Origin of the sequence: Streptomyces sp. NPDC051636, assembly GCF_044453765.1 — a bacterium.
GTDB lineage: Bacteria > Actinomycetota > Actinomycetes > Streptomycetales > Streptomycetaceae > Streptomyces.
In genome coordinates, this window is record NZ_JBITDA010000002.1 from 153,180 (window position 1) to 171,935 (window position 18,756).

Here is an 18,756-nt window from a genome sequence, read left to right on the forward strand (position 1 = left end):
CAGGGCGCGGACGACGCACAGACATCAGCGAAGGAATCCCATGATCTTCATTACCGCCAAGTTCCGGGTCCGTCCCGAGCACGCCGACCGCTGGCCCGAGATCACCGCTGACTTCACGCGGGCCACGCGCGCCGAGCCCGGCTGCCTGTGGTTCGACTGGTCGCGCAGCGTGGCGGACCCGACGGAGTACGTCCTGGTCGAGGCCTTCCGCGACGATGAGGCCGGGGTCACGCACGTGCAGTCCGCGCACTTCAAGGCTGCGCAGCAGACGCTGCCGCCCCATCTGGTCGAGACGCCGCGCATCGTGAACGCGAACATTCCGCAGGACGACTGGTCGCTCCTCGGGGAGATGGCGGTCCCCGGACAGGAGTAACTCCCTGTCCGGCCGCATCCTCACCTGGCGTCAGCGAGCAGTGCGCTCACGGTACGACCGCCGCGGCCCCCCGCTCCGTCCGCTGCGGTAGCGGGGGGCACGGCAGGGCGAGTGCGGTCATTCCGAGGGCGAGGCCGAGCAGATTGCTTGCGATGTCCTGGGCGTCGGCGGCGCGCAGCAGCCACGGCACGGCGTACTGAGCGGCCTCGATACCGAACGGCAGCGCGGCGGCGGCCGCCGCCGTCAGCACGGCACGTGTCCTCGGGCGGATCCGGGCGACGGCCACCCCCAGTGGGACGAACAGCGCGACGTTCAGGCTCTCCTGGTTGGCGGTGGCCAGTTCGGCAGGTCGGGGAACGTGCCAGCTTGTCTGCCAGACCGGATCCGCGTAGCGAAGGTTGTCCAGGTAGTGGGCGTCGAGGTCCGGAAGCAGGGTGAGCGTGACGATGCCGCCGAGTGAGAGCACCAGGAGAAAGGCGGTGAACGGGACGACGCCGAGCCACTGCCCGAGCCGGTGACGGCACAACAGTGCCGCCAGCACGGAGAGCAGTGTCCCGGGCCAGAACAGAGGGGTGGCATGCAGAACTGCTTCGATCACAGAGAGTCCTTCAGGGGCGACAGGGGTGGGAGCCGGTGCGGGCCGGTGTCACGGCTCAGGGGGCGGCGGGGCCTTCGACGGGACGGCCCGCGCGGTCGAACGGCCAGGCGTTGGGCGTGCAGCCGTGCAGTCCCTTGATCTGCTGCATCATCACGGGAGCCGGACTGCCGGGGCCGGGACACCGCTGGTGGCCACGGCCGAGGCGATGGCCGACTTCGTGGTTGACGATCAGCGCGTGATAGGTGGCGGGACGGTCCCGGTAGAAGGGGCTCAGCAGCAGCCACCGCTTGAGGTTGACCACGACATCGGTTCCGCCCTGGCAGTTGACCTCGCCGCCGGTGTCCAGGCCGAAGCGGGCGCAGAGCCGGTCCGTCGTGGCAGGAGAGGCCAGGTGCACCGCGAAGTCGTAGGGCGGCCGGTCGACGCGTTGGAACGCGGTACCGCTCGCGGTCCAGCCGCGCGGGTCCGCCAGGACGCGGTCGACCTCCCTGGCGAAGGCCTGCGGGTCCTGGCCGGTGCCGTCCTCGACGTCCACGGTGTAACGCAGGGGCTTGCCGTCACCGGACACGGCCGAGTTGCCGGTGGCCCGGGTGAAACTCCCTCCGCCGTGTCCCGGCACCTCGCCGGTCGGTGCGGCGGTGCCCCGACCGCCGGGCGACGCGGCGCCCTGCCCTCGGCCGTGGTCATGCCCGGCCACGACGCCCAGGCAGGCGACCAGCGCTCCCAGCACGGCGACGGCCAGGACAGCGGTGCGCCACGGATGTTCTTCGGGTGAACGGCGGTGCCTCATGAGGCCATTGCACCGGCCCTGATGTGAACCGGGCGTGAGCGTCGGCGCTCACGGCCGCCTCGTCCCGGCGCCGCCCTCCCGGGCCGGCAGCGTCACGCACACGGTCAGCCCTCCCCCGGGGCGCGGCACGGCGGCCACATCGCCGCCATGGGCCTGCGCCACGGCCCGTACGATCGACAGGCCCAGACCGCTGCCGCGCGCCGATCCGATCCGGTCGGTGAGGCGGCGGAAGGGCTCGAAGAGCACGGGGATCTCATGCGCGGAGATCACCGCCCCGGTGTTGGTCACCTCGACCTGCGATCCCCGGGCGCCGTGACGCGTGGAGACCTCCAGGTGACCGCCGTGCCGGTTGTGGCGCACCGCGTTCTCCACCAGGTTGCGGATCATCTGCTCCAGCAGGATCGGGTCGCCGACGGTGGGCGCGGGAGCGAGCCGGTGTGCCATGCGCACCTCTTCCCGTACCGCATCCGGCCCGGCCGCCTCGATGACGGCCGAGCAGAGGTCCGCCAGGTCCAGCGGAACGCGGTCGGTCAGCGCGTCCTCGGCCCGGGCGAGCGTGAGCAGGGCGTCGATGAGGCGCTCGTGACGGGCGTTGACGGCTAGGAGCTGGGCGCCCAGCTGCTGGGTCTCGGGCGGCACGTCGCGCCGGTTCATGGCCACCTCGACCAGGGTCCGGTTGATGACCAGCGGAGTCTTCAGCTCGTGAGCCGCGTTGGCGATGAAGCGTTCCTGGCCCGCGAAGGCGCTGTCGAGCCGGTCGAGCATCTGGTCGAAGGCGTCGGCCAGCCGCTTCACCTCGCCCGGAGGAAGGTCGAGGGCGATGCGCCGGTGGAGGGTCCGCCCGGCGATGCGCTCGGCGGTGGACGTGATCCGGTGCAGGGGGCGCAGCAGCCGTCCGGACACGAGCCAGCCGGCCGTCGTGGCGAGCACACCCACCACCAGGACGGTCAGACCACCCTTGGTCAGCAGATTGCTGCGCATCGAGTCCATGATGATGCTCTTGGTGCCCGCGTCACTGTCGGCCGCGTGGTCGGGCGAGAACACGATGTCCAGGCTGTACTGCATGCTGTTGCGCACCAGAATGACGGCCCCCGCGAGAACGGCCGCCGCGGCGACGAAGAACAGCAGGCCGAACACCGCGGTCAGGCGCAGCCGCAGACTCCCGCGCCAGGCGGACCCGGGTCGTGCGGCGGGGTCCGTCCGCGGACCGTGTGCGCTCATCGGACCCGGTATCCCACACCGGTGACGGTCTCCACGACCTGTGGTTCGCCCAGTTTGCGGCGCAGCCCTCGTACGGTGACGCGGACGATCGTGGTGAACGGGTCGATGTTCTCGTCCCAGACGCGCTCCAGCAGCGTCTCCGCCGAGACCGGAGCACCGGCCGCGCGCAGCAACTCCTCCAGCACCGCGAACTCCTTGCGGGACAGGGCGACATGGCGGCCGTCGCGGTACGTCTCACGCAGATGGGGATCGAGGCGGATGCCCGAGCGCTCCAGCACCGGCGGCGGCGCGGGCCGCGCTCGGCGGCCCAGCGCACGGATGCGGGCGACCAGTTCGGCGAAGGCGAACGGCTTGGCGAGGTAGTCGTCGGCACCGAGGCTGAGCCCGGCGACCTTCTCGGCGACGGTCGTCGACACCGTCAGCATCAGGATCCGCACATCGGTGCCGGAGGCGGCGGTGCGCCGGCACACCTCGTCGCCGTGCAGCCTGGGCAGGTCACGGTCGAGCACCATCACGTCGTACGCGTTGACGGCCAGGCGTTCCAGGGCCGCCTCTCCGTCGTGCACGACGTCCACCGCGAACGCCTCCTGCCGCAGGCCCTGCGCGATCGCATCGGCGAGCATCTCCTCGTCCTCCACGACCAGAATGCGCATGCCGTCCTCACCCCTCGTCCGCCGCCGTCGTGCTCCAGGTGTCCGCGGCGCGCGAGCGCCCGCACCCGTACAGAGGAGACGGCGTGAGCGGAGCCCGCGTTCACTCGCACACTTGACCCACAATGATTAGCGCGCTAATAATTAGCGCGCAAACAATGCTTCATCCGGAGGTGTCCATGGAACTCGTGCCTGGAAACAGCCTGATCACCGCCACTCCCGAGGAGGGCCGCGCCCTGGCCGTCAAGCTGGCCCGGTTGTCGGTGAAGACCACACAGCCCGACGGCGACGTACGCCAGCGCCTGCGCCCGGTGTACGCGGAGAACGCGGACAGCCTGATCGCCGTGGCGCAGGTCGTCGCCACCGAGTTCGCCACCATCGCGGCAGCCAACGGGTACTGGCGCTGATGGTGCCCGGCATGGAGGCCCACCGGCTGTCCGAGCAGCCCTGCTTCGCCCTGTACAGCGTGGTCAACGCCATCACACGCGCGTATCGCCCCCTGCTCGATCCCCTGGGCCTCACCTATACGCAGTACGTCGCGATGATGTCGCTGTGGGAGGACGACGGAGTGGATCTGCGCACCCTCGCCGAGCGCACGCATCTCGATCCGCCGACGCTGACCCCGGTGGTCAAGAGGCTCGAGGCCAAGGGCCTGCTCAGCCGCGTCAGGGCGGCCCACGACGAGCGGCGGCTGACGCTGACCGTCACCGAAGCGGGGCGGCAGCTGCAGCGCGAGGCCCGCAACATCCCCGAGACGATGCTGTGCCAGGTCGGTCTGTCGGCAGAGGAAGAACGGCAGTTGCGGGCGATGTGCGAGCAGATCCGCCGCACGCTCACCGACGACGCCCCTGCCGGCGTCCCGGAAACGAAGGTGGAACAGTGAGGAACCATCAGGCCATCTACGTGGACGGCCGCTGGCGGACACCGCGGCAGCAGACGGTTCTGGAGGTGGAGAACCCTGCCACCCAGGAGGTCATGGGCACCGTTCCCCTGGCGTCGGCCGGCGACGTGGCCGAGGCCGTGCGTGCGGCACGCCGTGGGTTCGGCACATGGTCACGCACCCCCGTGGCGGAACGCCTCGGGTACCTGTCCCGGCTACGGGATGCGCTGGCCGCCCGGCATGAGGAGCTCGCGCTCACGATCGCCGCCGAGGTGGGCGCCCCGATCTCCTTCGCCCGCACCGTCCAGGCGGGTGCCCCGCTGGCCCTGGTGACGTCCTACCTGGAGCTGCTGCCGGAGTTCGACTTCGCCGAACGCCTGGGCGACAGCCAGGTGTTCAAGGAGCCTCTCGGGGTCGTCGGCGCCATCACCCCGTGGAACTACCCGCTGTTCCAGGCCGTTGCGAAGGTCGTTCCCGCGCTGGCAGCCGGATGCACCGTCGTTCTCAAACCGGCCGAGGCGGCACCGCTGTCGGCGTACCTGCTCGCCGAGGCGCTGATCGACGCCGGGCTGCCGCGCGGAGTGTTCAACCTCGTACCCGGGTCGGGACGCGGCGCCGGCGAGGCCCTGGTGACCCACCCGGACGTGGACGTCATCTCCTTCACCGGCTCCACCCGCACCGGCCGCCGGGTGGCGGAGCTCGCCTCCGGCACGGTCAAGCGGGTCGTCTCCGAACTCGGCGGCAAGTCCGCCAGCATCGTCCTGCCCGACGCGGATCTCCCCGAGGCGGTCACGGCCACCGTGGCGAGCGCGTTCGCCAACTCGGGTCAGACCTGCACCGCGTGGACCCGTCTTCTGGTGCACACCGGCGAGTACGACGATGCCGTCGACCTGGCGGCCAAGGCCGCCGAGAACTGCGTCGTGGGTGATCCGATGTCCGAGCAGACCACCATGGGACCGCTGATCTCCCACGAGCAGCGGCAGCGCGTCCGAAGCTACATCGCCGAGGGCATGTCCGAGGGAGCCCGCCTGGTGACCGGCGGCCCCGAAGCTCCCACCGGACTCGACACGGGCTACTACGTGCAGCCGACCGTCTTCGCCGACGTCCGGCCGGACATGTCCATCGCCCGCCAGGAGATCTTCGGCCCGGTGCTCTGCGTCCTTCCCTACGCCGACGAGGAGGAGGCCGTACACATCGCCAACGACTCCATCTACGGGCTGTCCGGGGCCGTCTGGTCCGCCGACCCTCAGCGGGCCGCAGCAATCGCCCGCCGGGTCCAGGCCGGCCAGATCCAGATCAACGGCGCCCAGATCGGCCTGCTCGCCCCGTTCGGCGGCTGCAAGCAGTCCGGTAATGGCCGCGAACTCGGCCGCTACGGACTGGAGGAGTTTCTGCAGACCAAGGCCATCCACGCCTGAACGCGGATCCGACGCGGACCGGGGGCAGCCGATCCACCCCAGGGACTGTTTCCATCGACGGCCTGGGGTACCCGCCACGCGCTTACGCACGATACCCGCCCGGACCGGGCACGTCGCACCGGGCGACCGGGGGTCTCAGCAGGGGAGGTACACCATGGGACGCGTCAAGCAGTACGCCGTCGCCGCCTCCGGACAGTGGACCGACGAGGAGGAGGGCCGGCGCCGACTGCCCGCCGGTGAGGTCCATGCCTGGGAGCCGGGTATGAACCAGACCGTCTGCGGTCTGTCTCTCAGCCGCTCCCGGTTGATCCGCTTCCCGCACGTCACCTGGCCGGACACCTTCCCGGAATCCGGAGGAGCCGCGGACCGGGTACGACGCCAGTGCCCGCGCTGCGCCTCCGTCGCCGGACGCCGTGGCGCCGACGCACGCCCCCGGTAGCAGCGCACCAACCCCCGGCCGTGAGTGGCGCACGGCGGCACGTCGCTTTCCGGCGGGGCGGGCGGTGAGGACGTCACGACCGCGCTGCTGCGGGCCCTCGGGCCACGGCTGTCCCAGCTGGAGTACGCCGTTCCCGAACAGGATCCGAGGATCCCGCTGGACCGCATACCGGCCCGCGTGCGCAGCGGATTCGCCATCGAGGCGGTCCGTGTACCGGCGGCCGCTCACCTGTCCGGGCGGACGGCGGGCTGACGGCATCGGAAGGAGCGCTGCGGGCGCCGGCACGAGCGGCGCGACGTGCGCGCGCCTGCCGTCCCTAGGTGTTGACGGCCACCGTCTCGTCCGGCAGCCGCGTTGTCCGCCCGCCCGGCCCGCGCCCGGCGAAGCGCATGGCGACGCATGCGCCGAGGTACAGCGTGGCGACGATCAGCAGCAGCGCCTGATAGCCCGTCACCAGGGCCAGGTACTCCAGGGCGCCCCCTGTCAGCGCGCCCAGCAGATTCGCGCCGAACGCGGATGTCGGGTCCGGGGCGGACGCGAGGCGGTCCGAGAAGATGAGGTTGGCGCAGAAGATGGGGGCGAAGGCCAGCGCGATGGCGGCGGCGAGCCGTCCGGCGAAGGGCAGTGTGAGCACGGCGTGCGCCGGGACGAACCAGGCCACCGCGAGGGAGCCGAAGAGCAGCAGTTGCAGGAGCAGCTGGTTGACCCGTCGCAGCCTGCGCCGGACCTCGACCGCGGCGAGGACGGCGAGCAGGACGCCGATGAAGACGAGGGCGTTGACCAGCCAGGTCGTACCGAAGTAGAGCGCGAAGCCGATCACGTTCTTCGTTTCGAGCAGGAGGAAGGCCGCGCCCAGCAGGAACATGTCGGTGTAGCGGAACGTGCGTCGGACGCGAACCCCGGTCAGGCGCACGGACAGGAGGGTCACCAGCAGGATCGCGCCCAGCGCGCCGAGGTAGAGCGTAGGGACGGTCCGGTGGAGCAGATACGGGAAGGGGTGGTCATCGCTCGCGGCCGCCGGCACCGCCCCGCTGGGCCGCCAGATCTGCCGGCAGGACTGGTCGGCGGCCGTCATCCCGGCCACCAGCACGGCCGCGTTCTCGTGGAACGTCGTCATACAGGGGGCGTGGCCGTAGATGTCATCGAGGGTGCCGGCGAAGCGGTCGACCAACCAGCTCTTCCGGTAGTAGTTGTACATGGCGAACGCGCCGTTCGGCGCCAGGTGATCGCGCGCGGCCTCGAACGCCTGCTGGGTGAACAGGTAGCTCTCCAGGCGCAGGTTGCTCGCGCCGGCCACCAGTGTCAGCGAGTCCGGCAGCGCCAGGACGACGAGGTCGTACTTGGTGTTCGTCCGCTCCAGGAAGGCCCGTCCGTCGTCGATGTGGACGTGCACCCTGGGGTCGTCGTACGGCTTCGCGGGGTGCAGCTGCGCGCCGATCTGCTGCAGCCGGGGATCGATCTCGACGGCGTCCACGCGCTGCGCTCCGCGGGCCAGCGCGACCGCGACGTCATTGCCGTTGCCGGCCCCGATGACCAGCACGCGTTTGTGCGGGTTGTGGGGTGTCTGGTCGTACGCCTGCCGGTAGGGCGAGTTCTCCCCCAAGAGCACCGGGAGCGGCACGATGCTCTGGTGCGGGACGCCGTTGGCGGAGACGGTGTAGGCCCGGGTGGCGGACGACGAGGCTCTGAGCTGGATCTTGTAGTAGGGCGACCAGGAGATGCCGGCCGTCGTCGTCTCCATGAACAGCGCGGCGACCATCGCCGTGAGGGGGATGCCGTACAGCAGGGTGTTGCGCCGTCCGCCGAGGATCAGCAGGGCCGCGGCGGCGAGTACGCCCCATACGACCGACGGGGCGCGGAGCCAGGACAGCAGGGCGAAGGACACCGAGCCGGTGATGCTGCCGAGGAGGTCGTAGCGGTAGGCATCGAGCGAGGGAAGCCGGCGGAAGAGGTCGGCGGTGATCTTGCCGATCCCGGCCATGATCATCGCGGTCAGCAGGAAGATGGCCGGCAGCGTCACCCACTCGGGGAGGCCGGTGGTCTTCACGGCGGTGAAGTAGATGACCTGGCCGCTGTTCTGACGCACCTGCACCGGATGCTCGCGTACCAGGATGACGAGAAGCGCGAGCGGGACCGGTGTCCAGCGTGTGAGCCACTGTCCGCGGGCGGCGGGGATCAGGAACCCGATGCCGATGCCGAGGAACGATCCCAGCAGGATGAAGTTCGAGAAGTAGCTGAGGTGGACGACGTTGGCGCCCGCCCATCTGATCAGCGCCAGCTCGACGAAGAGCATGGTGGTGCTGGCCAGCATGAGCCTCCAGCGCACCGATCTTTCGGTTTGTGCCGTTTCGGTCCGCTTCATACGTATTTACGGTGCCATCTTCGGCGGGGTGAGTCGAGATGCCCTGCCGGTTTCGCGGCGCGGATTCGGCCAGGGGAGGGCGGGCATCGCGCCGCCGGCGGCGCGCCGTCTCCGGGGCACGACGACATGCCCCGGGCGCTGTCCGCGCGCCCGGGGCATCGTGCCGCGGTGTGCCGCTTTCCGATGTACACCGCGGAGCCCGCGCGCGGCGGGCACTTCGCGCCGTTCGAGGAACCCGAGCTCCACGCGGAGGAACCGCGCGCGTTCTTCCGCCCCTAACGGACGGCGGCGACGGGCTGAGGACGCCGCGCGGCTCCCCCGGCGGCGTGCGGTTCACTGCCGTGCGCACCTGCAGACGATTCATGAATGATCAGGCGGCAGTCCCCGGCCTCAACACGCGCTGCCCGACTGCCTGATCAGGAGCCGCCCTGGGGACACACCGGATACGCCAAGAGTGACCTTCCTGAAACCCGCACACTGCTCGACGATAGGTTGATCGCCATGAGCGACAACGTGTACTTCGACATCACCATCAACGACGAACCGGCCGGCCGGATCGTCTTCCACCTCTTCGACGAGGTGGTACCCAAGACCGCCAGGAACTTCCGCGAGCTGGCCACCGGCCAGAACGGCTTCGGATACGCCGGTTCCCCGTTCCACCGGATCATCCCGCAGTTCATGCTGCAGGGCGGCGACTTCACCCGCGGCAACGGCACCGGCGGCCGGAGCATCTACGGCGAGAAGTTCCAGGACGAGAACTTCACCCTCAAGCACGACCGGCCCTACCTGCTGAGCATGGCGAACGCGGGTCCGCACAGCAACGGGTCGCAGTTCTTCATCACCACCGTCGTCACGGACTGGCTCGACGGCAAGCACGTGGTCTTCGGCGAGGTCGTCGAAGGCCAGGACATCGTCGACAGGGTCGAATCCCTCGGCAGCCGCAGCGGAGCGCCCAAGGCGAAGGTCACGATCGCCGCGAGCGGGACGGTCTAGCCGACACCGCCACGAGAGCCGGAGCCGCCGTCCCTCGATGCGCAGCCGGTGGGCAGAACGACGCGATCACCCCGAGCCGCCGCCCACCGGCATCGCCTCACGGAACGCGCCCGCACCGGGACCACCGAGCGGTGTCTGCGATCCTGGCACGCATGCCGACCGACTCCGTCCCCGTCACCCCCGACGCGCCCGTCTCCGTACATCCCCCTCTCCTCACCCAGCAATGGCTCGACCTCACCTTCATCCACTGGGCCGTCGAACCGGGCGCCGTGGCGGGGCTGTTGCCGGCCGGGACCTTTCCCGACACGCACCACGGGCGGACGTACGTCGGACTCGTCGCCTTCCGGATGCACCGGGTCGGATGGTTCCGGCTGCCCGGAGTGCCGTACCTGGGAAGCTTTCCGGAGACCAATGCGCGGCTCTACTCGGTGGACGGGCACGGTCGGCGCGGTGTCGTCTTCCGCTCCATGGACGCCTCCCGGCTGATTCCGGTGCTGATGGGCCGCCTCGCCTTCCGGCTGCCGTACCTGTGGTCCCGGATGAGCGTGCGGAGCGAGGGTCGCACCGTCGCGTACACGAGCCGCCGCCGCTGGCCCGGCCCGCGCGGCGCGCACTGCCGCCTGACCGTACGCATCGGTGAGCGCATCGACGAACCCACGGAGTCGGACCACTTCCTGACCGCCCGCTGGGGCATGCACAACGCCTTCTTCCCCGGCCGGGCTGAATCCTTGGCGTACCTGCCCAACGACCACCCGCGCCGGCCGCTGCACCGCGCCGAGTTGCTCACGTGTGAGGAGAACCTCGTCGCGGCCGCCGGTCTCCCCGCGCCGAGCGACGCACCGGTCAGCGTCCTGTACTCCCCCGGCGTCCCGGTCCGCCTCGGCCGCCCGGCCCGCCCGGCAGGCATTCCCACGCCGTGAGCCGGTGGCGGAGAATGGCCGCATGGGTGGCGAGATCGTGGACGAGGCGGTGCGGGCGGCTCCGGCGCCGCCGCTGCGGGGGCTGGTCGGCTGGTACTCCGGTTACCGCCAGCGCGGCCTCCCGCCCAGCCCGCACCGCGGCCTGCCGTCGCCGTGGCTGACGCTGATCCTCACTCTCGACGAACCCTTGAGCATGGCCGCCCACCCCGACCCGGCCGCTTCCCCCGGCGACTACTCCACCCTCTTGGGCGGCCTGCACCTCACGCCCGCCCTCATCCACGTTCCCGGTCGGCAGTCCGGCATCCAGGTCGCGATCAGCCCGCTCGGCGCACGGGTCCTGCTGGGACTGCCCGCGGGCGAGCTGGCCGGGACCGACGCCCACGCCGACGACGTCCTGGGCGCGGGGGTGCGCGAGGTTCACGACAGGCTGCGCGCGGCCCCCGACTGGGCCGCCCGGTTCCGCGTCATCGACCACTGGCTGCTGTGCCGTATGTCGGACCACGAGGGCGCGGGAACGACCTGCGCCGCCCCGGTCGCGGGCGCCTGGCAGCGTCTGCTGTCCGTCGGCGGACGCCTGCGCGTCGAGCAGCTCGCCGCCGAGGCCGGCTACAGCGACCGGCACCTGCGCAACCGCTTCCGCGCGGAGATCGGCCTGACTCCCAAGGCCGCCGCCCGGGTCATCCGCTTCGACCTGGCACGGCGCCGCCTGGCCACCCGCCCCGGCCCGCCCGACCTCGCCGGACTGGCCGCCGACTGCGGCTATGCGGACCAGTCCCACCTCGACCGCGAGTTCGCCGCCCTGGCCTCCTGCACGCCGAGCGCCTGGCTGGCCCAGGAGTTCCGAAACATCCAATCCGGCCACCATCCGCCCGCGTGATCCTGGAGGGGTCGACGAACCGATCCCGCCGACTCCCGCGACACGGAAGGCGCATCCTCATGAGCAGTACGCCCGGCACCGCCAAGCGGCCGCCCGCCCCGCGGGTCTGGCCCACCCTGCGCGCCCACGACGCCCGCGCACTGATCCGCTTCCTCGTCGACGCCTTCGGCTTCGAGGAGACCGTGGTCCACGGCGACGGCGACCTGGTCGAGCACGCCGAGCTCAGCTGGCCCGAAGGCGGCGGCATCATGCTGGGGTCCGTGCGCGAGGGGCAGGAGCCCGGCACCGGCCCGACACCGCCCGGCGCCTTCAGCGCCTACGTCGTCACCGCCGGCCCGGACGCCGTCCACGCCCGCGCCAAGACCGCCGGCGCCGAGATCACGACCGACCTGCACGTCACCCCCTACGGCTCCCGCGACTTCGCCGCCCGCGACCCCGAGGGCAACCGGTGGAACTTCGGCACCTATCCCGGCGAGCCGCGCTGACCCCCGGTCGCGGAGCGTGCGGCAGTCCCGCTGATCGCCGTGGGCACGGCCGAGGGCACCCTTGGTCCCGCGTGACCGACGGCGGTCACCTTGGGGCTGCCGCAGCGGCAGTACCGGCACACGACGACCCTGCCCGGTGCCGGGTCGGCTCGTCGATGCCGACGCGAGAGCTGCCACAAGGCGGATGCCCGGCGTCGACGTGGCCGGTGTTCCTTCGTAGGCTGGCAAGCCGCTGCTCGTCATTTCCCCCGCCGCGCGCCCGCAGAGGACCGAATGCCGACCATCAAGCTTGTCAAGTACCTGACAGTCACGGCCGCGGTTCTCACGCTGGCCACGGCACCGACCCCGGTCGCCGCCGCCCCGGAACCCGTCGCCTCCGAGGCCCCCCTCCAGGCCACTCCCCCGGCGGCCGGCACCTGGCAGCCTCCGCTGTCCACCCGTGGCCGGTACATCGTCGATGCCCAAGGGCACCGGTTCCGCCTGAAGTCGGCCAACTGGGACGGCGCGCAGGGCTCCTGGACGGGAAACGGCAGCACCGCCGATCCCGCCAACCACCACGCCGGCCAGAACTCCTACGGCATACCCCTCGGCCTGGACCGCGCCTCGCTGCCCGAGCTGCTCGCCGACTTCCACGAACTCGGCATCAACAGCATCCGGCTGCCGTTCTCCAACGAGATGATCCACACGGCAGCCCCGGTGCCGGACGCCGCCGTCGCGGCCAATCCACAGCTGAGCGGCAAGACGCCCCTGCAGATCTACGACGCCGTCGTGGCCGCCCTCACCCACGACGGGTTCGCGGTCGTCCTCAACAACCACACCCGCACCTCCCGTTGGTGCTGCGGCATCGACGGCAACGAACGCTGGAACAGCGGTCAGTCCACCCCGCAGTGGGCCGACGACTGGGTCTTCATGGCCCGCCGGTACGCCGCCGACCCCCGCGTCGTGGGCGCGGATCTCTACAACGAAGTACGCCGCGACGTACTGGACGACCCCAACTGGGGCCTGGGCGACGGCCACGACTGGTACGCCGCGGCCCGACTCGCCGCGGACCGCATCCTCACCGAGGCCAACCCCGATCTCCTCATCGTCGTCGAGGGCATCAACTGGACCGGCCTCCCCGTCGACGGGCTGCCGCACGGCCGCCCCACCCTCACCCCCGTCCGCACGCTGTCCCACACCCTCGTCAACGCTCACAAGCTGGTCTACTCCGCCCACTTCTACGGCTACACCGGTCCCCGGCACAGCGGCGCCACCGGAGTCGGCGAGACCCACGATCCCCGATATCAGGACCTGACCCGCGACCAGCTGTACCAGGTCCTCGCCGACCAGGCCTTCTTCGTCACCACGGAAGGACAGCACTACACCGCGCCCGTGTGGGTCAGCGAATTCGGCAGCGGAGCCGGGGAGACGGGCACCGCCGCCCGCACCTGGTTCGGCAACATCACCGACTGCTTCGCCGACCATGACGCCGACTTCGCCTACTGGCCCCTGGTCGGCTGGGAGGGCCACGACGACTGGGCCCTGCTGCGCTACGACACCGCGGGACGACGGTACGGCATCCTCGGCCAGGGCGACTGGCGCGGCCCCGCCTGGAATCACCTCATGACCTCTGCGACCCGCACCGGGTACATCCCGCCCGTACCTGTCTGGCGCATGCTCAACACCGGCCACGGCGACGAGGTCCGGTCTCTGCGGGTACGGGCGGGCGGCGACTGGGATCCGGGGGCCTACAAAGCCGCCTGCCCCGACGGGCTGCGGTTGACCGGCCTGAGCCACACCGGCGGCCGCGGTCTGTGCACCGACACCGCCGCCGGCGACCTGCGCGCCGCGGGCAACGCCCAGACAGTCGTCACCGATGAACGCTACGTCCCCGCTGGCGGCGACTGGGCCGGCGGCTACACCAAACTCCAGTGCCCCGCCGGGCAGTTCCTCATCGGCTACAGCCGCCGCGGGGACCGCGTTGCGACGGCCCTGTGCGCGCCGGCCCGCACCTCATTGGGCCTGACCGGACGGACCGTCTGGTTCGACCGGTCCGACAACCGGCCCACCGACGGCGCCGGCGGCGACTTCGCCTCCGGCCACTACAAAGGCCAGTGCGCGGCCGACGAGTACGCCGCCGGAATCGCCTTCACCACCCGCCTTGGCGCTGCGGCGGGCCCCGCGGCCCTGTTGTGCGGTCCGCTGCCAGGTCTGACCGCCGAATGACGGTCAGATCGCCGGGCTTCTTTGAGGTGATGTGTTGTGGGCGGCGCGATCCGCGAGCTGTGGGGCGACCGGGTACGCACCCGGACATGCCGGTCCGGCTCCGGGCTCCACCTCAGCCTCGGCGCGGGCCGCATCCCCCTCGTCATCGGAGACCAGGTCTCCGTCCTGCCCGGCAGCCGGCAGGAAGGCGCTGGCCGCCGAACGGTCCTGCCAGAAGATCACCCACAGCCCGTCCCGCCTGGTCAGGGCCGCCCCGTGGTGCGACCCTGGTGGAGAGGTGTCCGAGGAGGGGAACCCGGGAGGGCCGATGGGACGGGACGTCCCGGCGCTGGTGTTCACCCGTGAGGACCGCCGCCGGTACCGGATCAAGATGCAGGAGTGTCTCGAGGTGTTCGCGCGGATGCTGCGCGAGTCACGGTTCGAGTCCCCCGAGCAGCCCCGGGTGGGGCTGGAGATCGAGCTGAACCTGGTCGACGACGTGGCGGAGCCGGCGATGCGCAACAGCGAGGTGCTGGAGGCGATCGCGGATCCCGCCTGGTCCACCGAGCTGGGCCGGTTCAACCTCGAGATCAACGTCCCGCCCCGCCGTCTGACGGCGGGCGGCCCGGACGCCTGGGAGTCCGAGATCCGCGCCGCGCTGAACCACGCGGAACAACGCGCCAGGTCGGTCGGCGTCCATCTGATCATGATCGGCACCCTTCCCACCCTGCGGCAGGAGGACGTCGGCGAGGCGGCGCTGTCGGAGAACCCGCGCTACCGGCTGCTCAACGATCAGGTCTTCGCGGCCCGGGGCGAGGACCTGCGCATCGAGGTGGAGGGCGTTGACCGGCTGCGGACGTACGCGGACACGATCACTCCCGAGGCCGCGTGCACCAGCACCCAATTCCACCTGCAGGTGTCCCCCGAGGAGTTCGCCGCCTACTGGAACGCGGCGCAGGCGATCGCCGGGGTCCAGGTCGCGCTGGCGGCCAACTCGCCGTTCCTGTTCGGCAAGGAACTGTGGCACGAGACCCGTATCCCGCTGTTCGAGCAGGCCACCGACACCCGCCCGCAGGAGATCAAGGTGCAGGGGGTGCGGCCCCGGGTGTGGTTCGGAGAGCGATGGATCACCAGCGTCTTCGACCTGTTCGAGGAGAACCTGCGCTACTTCCCGGCGCTGCTGCCCCTGTGCGACGAGCAGGAACCCGCCGAGACGCTGGACAGCGGCGACGTCCCCGAACTGGCCGAGCTCACTCTGCACAACGGCACCATCTACCGCTGGAACCGCCCGGTCTACGCCGTCGCCCACGACCAGCCGCATCTGCGGGTGGAGAACCGTGTGCTGCCCGCCGGCCCGACCGTCGCCGACACCCTCGCCAACGGCGCCTTCTACTACGGGCTCACCCGCGCCCTGGTCGAGGAGGAGCGGCCGGTGTGGTCGCGGATGTCCTTCCCGGCCGCCGAGGACAATCTGCACACGGCGGCACGCAACGGCATCGAGGCACGGCTGTACTGGCCCGGAATGGGCGAGGTGCCGGTGCCCGAACTCGTCCTGCGGCGACTGCTGCCGCTGGCGCACCGGGGGCTGCAGCACTCCGGCATGGACGAAGCCTGGCGGGAGCCGCTGCTCGGCATCATCGAGCAGCGGTGCGTCACCGGCCGTAACGGAGCCGTCTGGCAGAAGGAGATGTTCCACCGCATCGACGCCTCCACCCGTTCCGGCCGCCACCAGGCCCTCCAGCGGATGACGCAGCTGTACATCGACTACATGCACCTCAACGCTCCGGCCCACACATGGCCGGTCGACTGAGCAAGGGCCGGGGACATTTCACGAAAGTCCCCCCGGCAGGCGCCATCCGCCGTGCGCCCACGGCGTGTGTCCCGCGGCATGTTCTGCGGCGTCTGCTCCCGGTGGGTGAGGATCCCGTTATTTTCAAGATCGTGGTGGACGACGTGAGCGCGCTGACCGAGCACAGCGCCGCCTTCCCACCGCCCACCTCGGTGTCAGGTCGTACGCGGCCGTGACCGACGACCTGCCGTTCGGCTGCGGTGAGACCGTGGACGAGACGCGGACGGAGACGGGGTATGAGGCCAGTGACGACACGACCCGGCCGGGACGACCGGTATCCGCGGCTCGACGGACGCGCCCGCCGATCGCGTCCCGCCGGCGCCTGCCGCCCTGGACGCGGCCCTGCCGTGCCGGCGGCACCAGGTGCCCCGGGCATGACCGCCGGCTCGGACCTGACTGTTATGCCGCCGCTTCGAAGTGCGCGGTGGCGAGGACGGTGCCGTCGGCGGAGGTCAGGCGGGCGCCGGAGAGTGTGGACTGCTCCACCGGTACCGGGACTTCCCAGGAGCCGTAACCGTCGTGCAGTGCGAAGGTCCCCACGCGCACGGTTGTGCCGTTCGTGCGCTCCAGCAGACAGGTGACCCTCCCGCTGTACTCGATCCCGGCGTCGTCGAGGTCGATGGACACGTACACCCAGCCCGGCGCTCCCGGCTGGGCAAAGATCTTCCCGGCCGGCTGCCCCTGGGGGCCGAGTGTCGTCAGGTCCGCGAGCATCACTCCCGTCCTGGCCTCCGCGGGCCGCGAAGGGGCGGCCGCGTTCTCGATGGCCGTGCCGACGGCCCAGCCGCCGAACCCGGAGGCGAGCGCGAAGGCGGCGGCAGCGGACGCGGCCCGCAGCCGCACACGTCCCCGGAACCGCTTGCGCGCATGCCCCGGCCCGCGCGCGGACCGGCGGCCCTCGTGCGCCGCCGCGGCCTGGGCCAGCGACCGCGCCACCCGGGTCTCGAACCCCACCGGCGGCTCGCTGCCCGGCAGCAGGCCGACCAGCCCGTCACCGACGAGGGTCAGCTGCCCGACGTACTCCCGGCAGTCCGCGCACCGGTCCAGATGCGCGACAGCCGCGGCCCGCTCCCGCCCAGGGAGCACGCCCAGAGCCAGCTCGGCACCGATCTCGAGCAGCTTTTCGCAGGTCACGTCAGAGGACATCGTCGCCTCGCTTCGGAGACGTGAGCGTGGACCGCAGTTTCCTCATCGCGGTCCTGATCCGCGTCTTGGCCGTGCCCAGCGGGATTTTCTCCCAGTCGGCGATCTGCTGAGCCGTCATTCCGTAGATCCCGGCCATTACCAGGGCACGGCCCTGTTCGCGCGGCAGTCGTGCCACGGCGGCCCGCAGCCTGGACGACGCCTCGTCCGCGAGCGCGAGCTTCTCGGGGGTCTCGGTCACGACGTCGAGGAGCGCGTCGAGATCCTCGGGGGCCAGCGGCTCCGACCGGCGCGAGCGGGCGGCGTCGATGGCGAGATTGTGTGCGATGGTCGTCAGCCAGGTCATCACCGAGCCTCGGCGGGAGTCGTATATCTGCGCGTGCCGCCACGCGCGCTCGAACGTCTGCTGGGCGATGTCCTCGGCGAGCTGCGGATCGGCGAGGACCGCGATGGCCACACCGAAGACCGTGTGCTGGAACCGCCGTACGAAGGCAACCGCCAGTTCCGGGTCGCCGGTGGCCAGACCGGACAGCAGAGCCTCGTCCGGCAGACGGCCTACGGAGAGCCCAAAACCCTGCATACCTGTATATACGGACCATTCCGGCCGGCGGATTGCCTGGCGGTGGCGGAAGATCACCCTTCCATTGTCCTGCGGTCCCCCTGGCCGGTCCATCGTTGCGGCGGGCGAACACCGGTCCGGATCGGCATCCGGTCACCTACAGCTCATTGGTTTTGAGACACGCCGAAAAAGACCACGGCGTGTCTTTCTTCCGTACTATCGCTGGGACACAGCTTGCAGCAGTGATCGGTGCCGCACCTGCGGCACCAGATCAAAAGACTCACGTGTTTGGTTCCGCATACGTCTGTGGGCTTGCTGAAGCGCTCCCAGGGATCCGGAAGGGGCTACGAGCATCATGTCCGAGACCGACAATGCAGCCACCGAGCTGACAACGCAGTACGCCACCCAAGTGGCCGGTGACCTCGAACGCAACCTCAAGGAACAGGAGCGCGTCAGCGGTGAAATCGCCGCGCTGCAGGAGCAGTTGGCCGCTCTCCAGGAGGACCGGACCATCCTGCTGAACATCCAGCAGGCCCTCGGTGTGACGCCGGCGCCCCGTAAGCCCGCGGCCGGTCCCGTCGCCGCGACGGTGCCCCCTCCCCGTACGAAGACCGCCACCAAGGCGAGCCAGAGCAAGCGGACGCGGGCCAAGTCGGCCGCGCCGAGCCGGAAACCGGCCGCCAAGAAGACGTCGTCCAGGAAGACTCCGGACAAGGCGACGGGCTCCGAATCGGCCCGGCCCACCCTCGTCGACGTCGTCCGCGGACACCTGGCCGCCCAGAGCGAACCGCGCTCCGCAGCGGAGATCGCCGCCGCGCTGGGGCAGGAGCATCCCGAACGCGCGATCAAGACGACCGTGGTGCGCTCCACGCTGGAAGGACTCGTGGCCAAGAACCAGGCCCGGCGCACCAAGCAGGGTTCCTCCGTCTTCTACACCGCACCCGAAGCGGCGGAGCCCGCTCCAGAGGGAGAGACGGGCCAGGCACAGCCCGCCTGAAGACCGGGGCGGCACCGG

20 protein-coding genes are annotated in these 18,756 nt (G+C 70.9%); 13 read left to right on the forward strand and 7 right to left on the reverse strand.

From position 1 onward, the window contains the following. Nucleotides 1-40 precede the first annotated feature (40 nt). Nucleotides 41-373, forward strand: a complete 333-nt coding sequence (locus tag ACIBBH_RS04255; protein ID WP_399401756.1) for a putative quinol monooxygenase — start codon at nucleotides 41-43, stop codon at nucleotides 371-373. Nucleotides 374-419: 46 nt separating this feature from the next. On the opposite strand, the gene ACIBBH_RS04260 is transcribed toward ACIBBH_RS04255, so the two are convergent. From ACIBBH_RS04260 to ACIBBH_RS04275, 4 genes are read right to left on the reverse strand one after another with little or no spacing between them, the layout of a single operon-like run. Beyond that, on the reverse strand, nucleotides 420-971 hold the full coding sequence (locus ACIBBH_RS04260) for a VanZ family protein (protein WP_399401758.1): 552 nt from the start codon (nucleotides 969-971) through the stop codon (nucleotides 420-422). 55 nt (nucleotides 972-1,026) lie between these two features. Then, nucleotides 1,027-1,761 carry a DUF3152 domain-containing protein gene (locus ACIBBH_RS04265; protein WP_399401760.1) on the reverse strand — a complete coding sequence of 245 codons (735 nt, stop codon included), beginning with the start codon at nucleotides 1,759-1,761 and terminating at the stop codon, nucleotides 1,027-1,029. A 48-nt stretch (nucleotides 1,762-1,809) separates the two neighbouring features. Then, the gene (locus ACIBBH_RS04270) at nucleotides 1,810-2,982 is read right to left on the reverse strand and encodes a sensor histidine kinase (protein WP_399401762.1); all 1,173 of its coding nucleotides are present in this window, start codon (nucleotides 2,980-2,982) and stop codon (nucleotides 1,810-1,812) included. Then, entirely contained in the window at nucleotides 2,979-3,635 is a 657-nt protein-coding gene (locus tag ACIBBH_RS04275) for a response regulator transcription factor (RefSeq protein ID WP_399401764.1), read from the reverse strand. Before ACIBBH_RS04275 ends, ACIBBH_RS04270 begins: the two co-directional genes overlap by 4 nt. A gap of 176 nt (nucleotides 3,636-3,811) precedes the next feature. Here ACIBBH_RS04275 and ACIBBH_RS04280 point away from each other — a divergent pair, with 176 nt between their 5' ends. The 5 genes from ACIBBH_RS04280 (at nucleotide 3,812) to ACIBBH_RS04300 (ending at nucleotide 6,621) form a co-directional block, all read left to right on the forward strand. Beyond that, the gene (locus tag ACIBBH_RS04280; RefSeq protein WP_399401766.1) at nucleotides 3,812-4,039 is read left to right on the forward strand and encodes a hexameric tyrosine-coordinated heme protein; all 228 of its coding nucleotides are present in this window, start codon (nucleotides 3,812-3,814) and stop codon (nucleotides 4,037-4,039) included. 11 nt (nucleotides 4,040-4,050) lie between these two features. Next, nucleotides 4,051-4,515: a MarR family winged helix-turn-helix transcriptional regulator gene (locus ACIBBH_RS04285; RefSeq protein ID WP_399401768.1), complete on the forward strand. Its 465-nt coding sequence runs from the start codon at nucleotides 4,051-4,053 to the stop codon at nucleotides 4,513-4,515. Then, nucleotides 4,512-5,930: an aldehyde dehydrogenase family protein gene (locus tag ACIBBH_RS04290; protein WP_399401770.1), complete on the forward strand. Its 1,419-nt coding sequence runs from the start codon at nucleotides 4,512-4,514 to the stop codon at nucleotides 5,928-5,930. The genes ACIBBH_RS04285 and ACIBBH_RS04290 overlap by 4 nt, the downstream gene beginning before the upstream one ends. A 154-nt stretch (nucleotides 5,931-6,084) precedes the next feature. Beyond that, on the forward strand, nucleotides 6,085-6,369 hold the full coding sequence (locus tag ACIBBH_RS04295) for a hypothetical protein (protein ID WP_399401772.1): 285 nt from the start codon (nucleotides 6,085-6,087) through the stop codon (nucleotides 6,367-6,369). 24 nt (nucleotides 6,370-6,393) lie between these two features. Further along, complete coding sequence (locus ACIBBH_RS04300; RefSeq protein ID WP_399401774.1) at nucleotides 6,394-6,621, forward strand: hypothetical protein; 228 nt, start codon at nucleotides 6,394-6,396, stop codon at nucleotides 6,619-6,621. 64 nt (nucleotides 6,622-6,685) lie between these two features. On the opposite strand, the gene ACIBBH_RS04305 is transcribed toward ACIBBH_RS04300, so the two are convergent. Then, the gene (locus ACIBBH_RS04305) at nucleotides 6,686-8,680 is read right to left on the reverse strand and encodes a spermidine synthase (protein WP_399401776.1); all 1,995 of its coding nucleotides are present in this window, start codon (nucleotides 8,678-8,680) and stop codon (nucleotides 6,686-6,688) included. Nucleotides 8,681-9,232: 552 nt separating this feature from the next. Here ACIBBH_RS04305 and ACIBBH_RS04310 point away from each other — a divergent pair. The 6 genes from ACIBBH_RS04310 to ACIBBH_RS04335 all read left to right on the forward strand — a co-directional run bounded on the left by ACIBBH_RS04310 (nucleotide 9,233) and on the right by ACIBBH_RS04335 (nucleotide 16,000). Continuing rightward, a complete protein-coding gene (locus ACIBBH_RS04310) occupies nucleotides 9,233-9,724 on the forward strand; it encodes a peptidylprolyl isomerase (RefSeq protein ID WP_399401778.1) in 492 nt (163 codons plus the stop codon). 152 nt (nucleotides 9,725-9,876) lie between these two features. Further along, a complete protein-coding gene (locus ACIBBH_RS04315) occupies nucleotides 9,877-10,644 on the forward strand; it encodes a YqjF family protein (RefSeq protein ID WP_399401780.1) in 768 nt (255 codons plus the stop codon). 22 nt (nucleotides 10,645-10,666) lie between these two features. Continuing rightward, a complete protein-coding gene (locus ACIBBH_RS04320) occupies nucleotides 10,667-11,521 on the forward strand; it encodes a helix-turn-helix domain-containing protein (protein ID WP_399401782.1) in 855 nt (284 codons plus the stop codon). A gap of 59 nt (nucleotides 11,522-11,580) precedes the next feature. Continuing rightward, complete coding sequence (locus tag ACIBBH_RS04325) at nucleotides 11,581-12,006, forward strand: VOC family protein (protein WP_399401784.1); 426 nt, start codon at nucleotides 11,581-11,583, stop codon at nucleotides 12,004-12,006. A gap of 273 nt (nucleotides 12,007-12,279) precedes the next feature. Beyond that, complete coding sequence (locus ACIBBH_RS04330) at nucleotides 12,280-14,211, forward strand: cellulase family glycosylhydrolase (RefSeq protein WP_399401786.1); 1,932 nt, start codon at nucleotides 12,280-12,282, stop codon at nucleotides 14,209-14,211. A 307-nt stretch (nucleotides 14,212-14,518) separates the two neighbouring features. After that, nucleotides 14,519-16,000 carry a glutamate-cysteine ligase family protein gene (locus ACIBBH_RS04335; protein ID WP_399401788.1) on the forward strand — a complete coding sequence of 494 codons (1,482 nt, stop codon included), beginning with the start codon at nucleotides 14,519-14,521 and terminating at the stop codon, nucleotides 15,998-16,000. A 438-nt stretch (nucleotides 16,001-16,438) separates the two neighbouring features. Here ACIBBH_RS04335 and ACIBBH_RS04340 read toward each other — a convergent pair whose 3' ends face one another. Together ACIBBH_RS04340 and ACIBBH_RS04345 are read right to left on the reverse strand one after the other, a co-directional pair. Further along, nucleotides 16,439-17,185: a hypothetical protein gene (locus tag ACIBBH_RS04340; protein ID WP_399401790.1), complete on the reverse strand. Its 747-nt coding sequence runs from the start codon at nucleotides 17,183-17,185 to the stop codon at nucleotides 16,439-16,441. After that, a complete protein-coding gene (locus ACIBBH_RS04345; RefSeq protein WP_399402686.1) occupies nucleotides 17,175-17,762 on the reverse strand; it encodes an RNA polymerase sigma factor in 588 nt (195 codons plus the stop codon). Before ACIBBH_RS04345 ends, ACIBBH_RS04340 begins: the two co-directional genes overlap by 11 nt. A 334-nt stretch (nucleotides 17,763-18,096) precedes the next feature. Between ACIBBH_RS04345 and ACIBBH_RS04350 the strand changes: the two genes are divergently transcribed. Beyond that, on the forward strand, nucleotides 18,097-18,738 hold the full coding sequence (locus tag ACIBBH_RS04350) for a hypothetical protein (protein ID WP_399401792.1): 642 nt from the start codon (nucleotides 18,097-18,099) through the stop codon (nucleotides 18,736-18,738). Nucleotides 18,739-18,756: the final 18 nt, after the last annotated feature.

Coding starts and splice junctions, on each gene's coding strand:
- ACIBBH_RS04340 (WP_399401790.1), bottom strand. CDS start 17,185: ATGTCCTCTGACGTGACCTGCGAAAAGCTGCTCGAGATCGGTGCCGAG.
- ACIBBH_RS04335 (WP_399401788.1), top strand. CDS start 14,519: ATGGGACGGGACGTCCCGGCGCTGGTGTTCACCCGTGAGGACCGCCGC.
- ACIBBH_RS04325 (WP_399401784.1), top strand. CDS start 11,581: ATGAGCAGTACGCCCGGCACCGCCAAGCGGCCGCCCGCCCCGCGGGTC.
- ACIBBH_RS04275 (WP_399401764.1), bottom strand. CDS start 3,635: ATGCGCATTCTGGTCGTGGAGGACGAGGAGATGCTCGCCGATGCGATC.
- ACIBBH_RS04350 (WP_399401792.1), top strand. CDS start 18,097: ATGTCCGAGACCGACAATGCAGCCACCGAGCTGACAACGCAGTACGCC.
- ACIBBH_RS04265 (WP_399401760.1), bottom strand. CDS start 1,761: ATGAGGCACCGCCGTTCACCCGAAGAACATCCGTGGCGCACCGCTGTC.
- ACIBBH_RS04315 (WP_399401780.1), top strand. CDS start 9,877: ATGCCGACCGACTCCGTCCCCGTCACCCCCGACGCGCCCGTCTCCGTA.
- ACIBBH_RS04305 (WP_399401776.1), bottom strand. CDS start 8,680: ATGCTGGCCAGCACCACCATGCTCTTCGTCGAGCTGGCGCTGATCAGA.
- ACIBBH_RS04320 (WP_399401782.1), top strand. CDS start 10,667: ATGGGTGGCGAGATCGTGGACGAGGCGGTGCGGGCGGCTCCGGCGCCG.
- ACIBBH_RS04280 (WP_399401766.1), top strand. CDS start 3,812: ATGGAACTCGTGCCTGGAAACAGCCTGATCACCGCCACTCCCGAGGAG.
- ACIBBH_RS04310 (WP_399401778.1), top strand. CDS start 9,233: ATGAGCGACAACGTGTACTTCGACATCACCATCAACGACGAACCGGCC.
- ACIBBH_RS04330 (WP_399401786.1), top strand. CDS start 12,280: ATGCCGACCATCAAGCTTGTCAAGTACCTGACAGTCACGGCCGCGGTT.
- ACIBBH_RS04285 (WP_399401768.1), top strand. CDS start 4,051: ATGGAGGCCCACCGGCTGTCCGAGCAGCCCTGCTTCGCCCTGTACAGC.
- ACIBBH_RS04345 (WP_399402686.1), bottom strand. CDS start 17,762: ATGCAGGGTTTTGGGCTCTCCGTAGGCCGTCTGCCGGACGAGGCTCTG.
- ACIBBH_RS04270 (WP_399401762.1), bottom strand. CDS start 2,982: ATGAGCGCACACGGTCCGCGGACGGACCCCGCCGCACGACCCGGGTCC.
- ACIBBH_RS04255 (WP_399401756.1), top strand. CDS start 41: ATGATCTTCATTACCGCCAAGTTCCGGGTCCGTCCCGAGCACGCCGAC.
- ACIBBH_RS04295 (WP_399401772.1), top strand. CDS start 6,085: ATGGGACGCGTCAAGCAGTACGCCGTCGCCGCCTCCGGACAGTGGACC.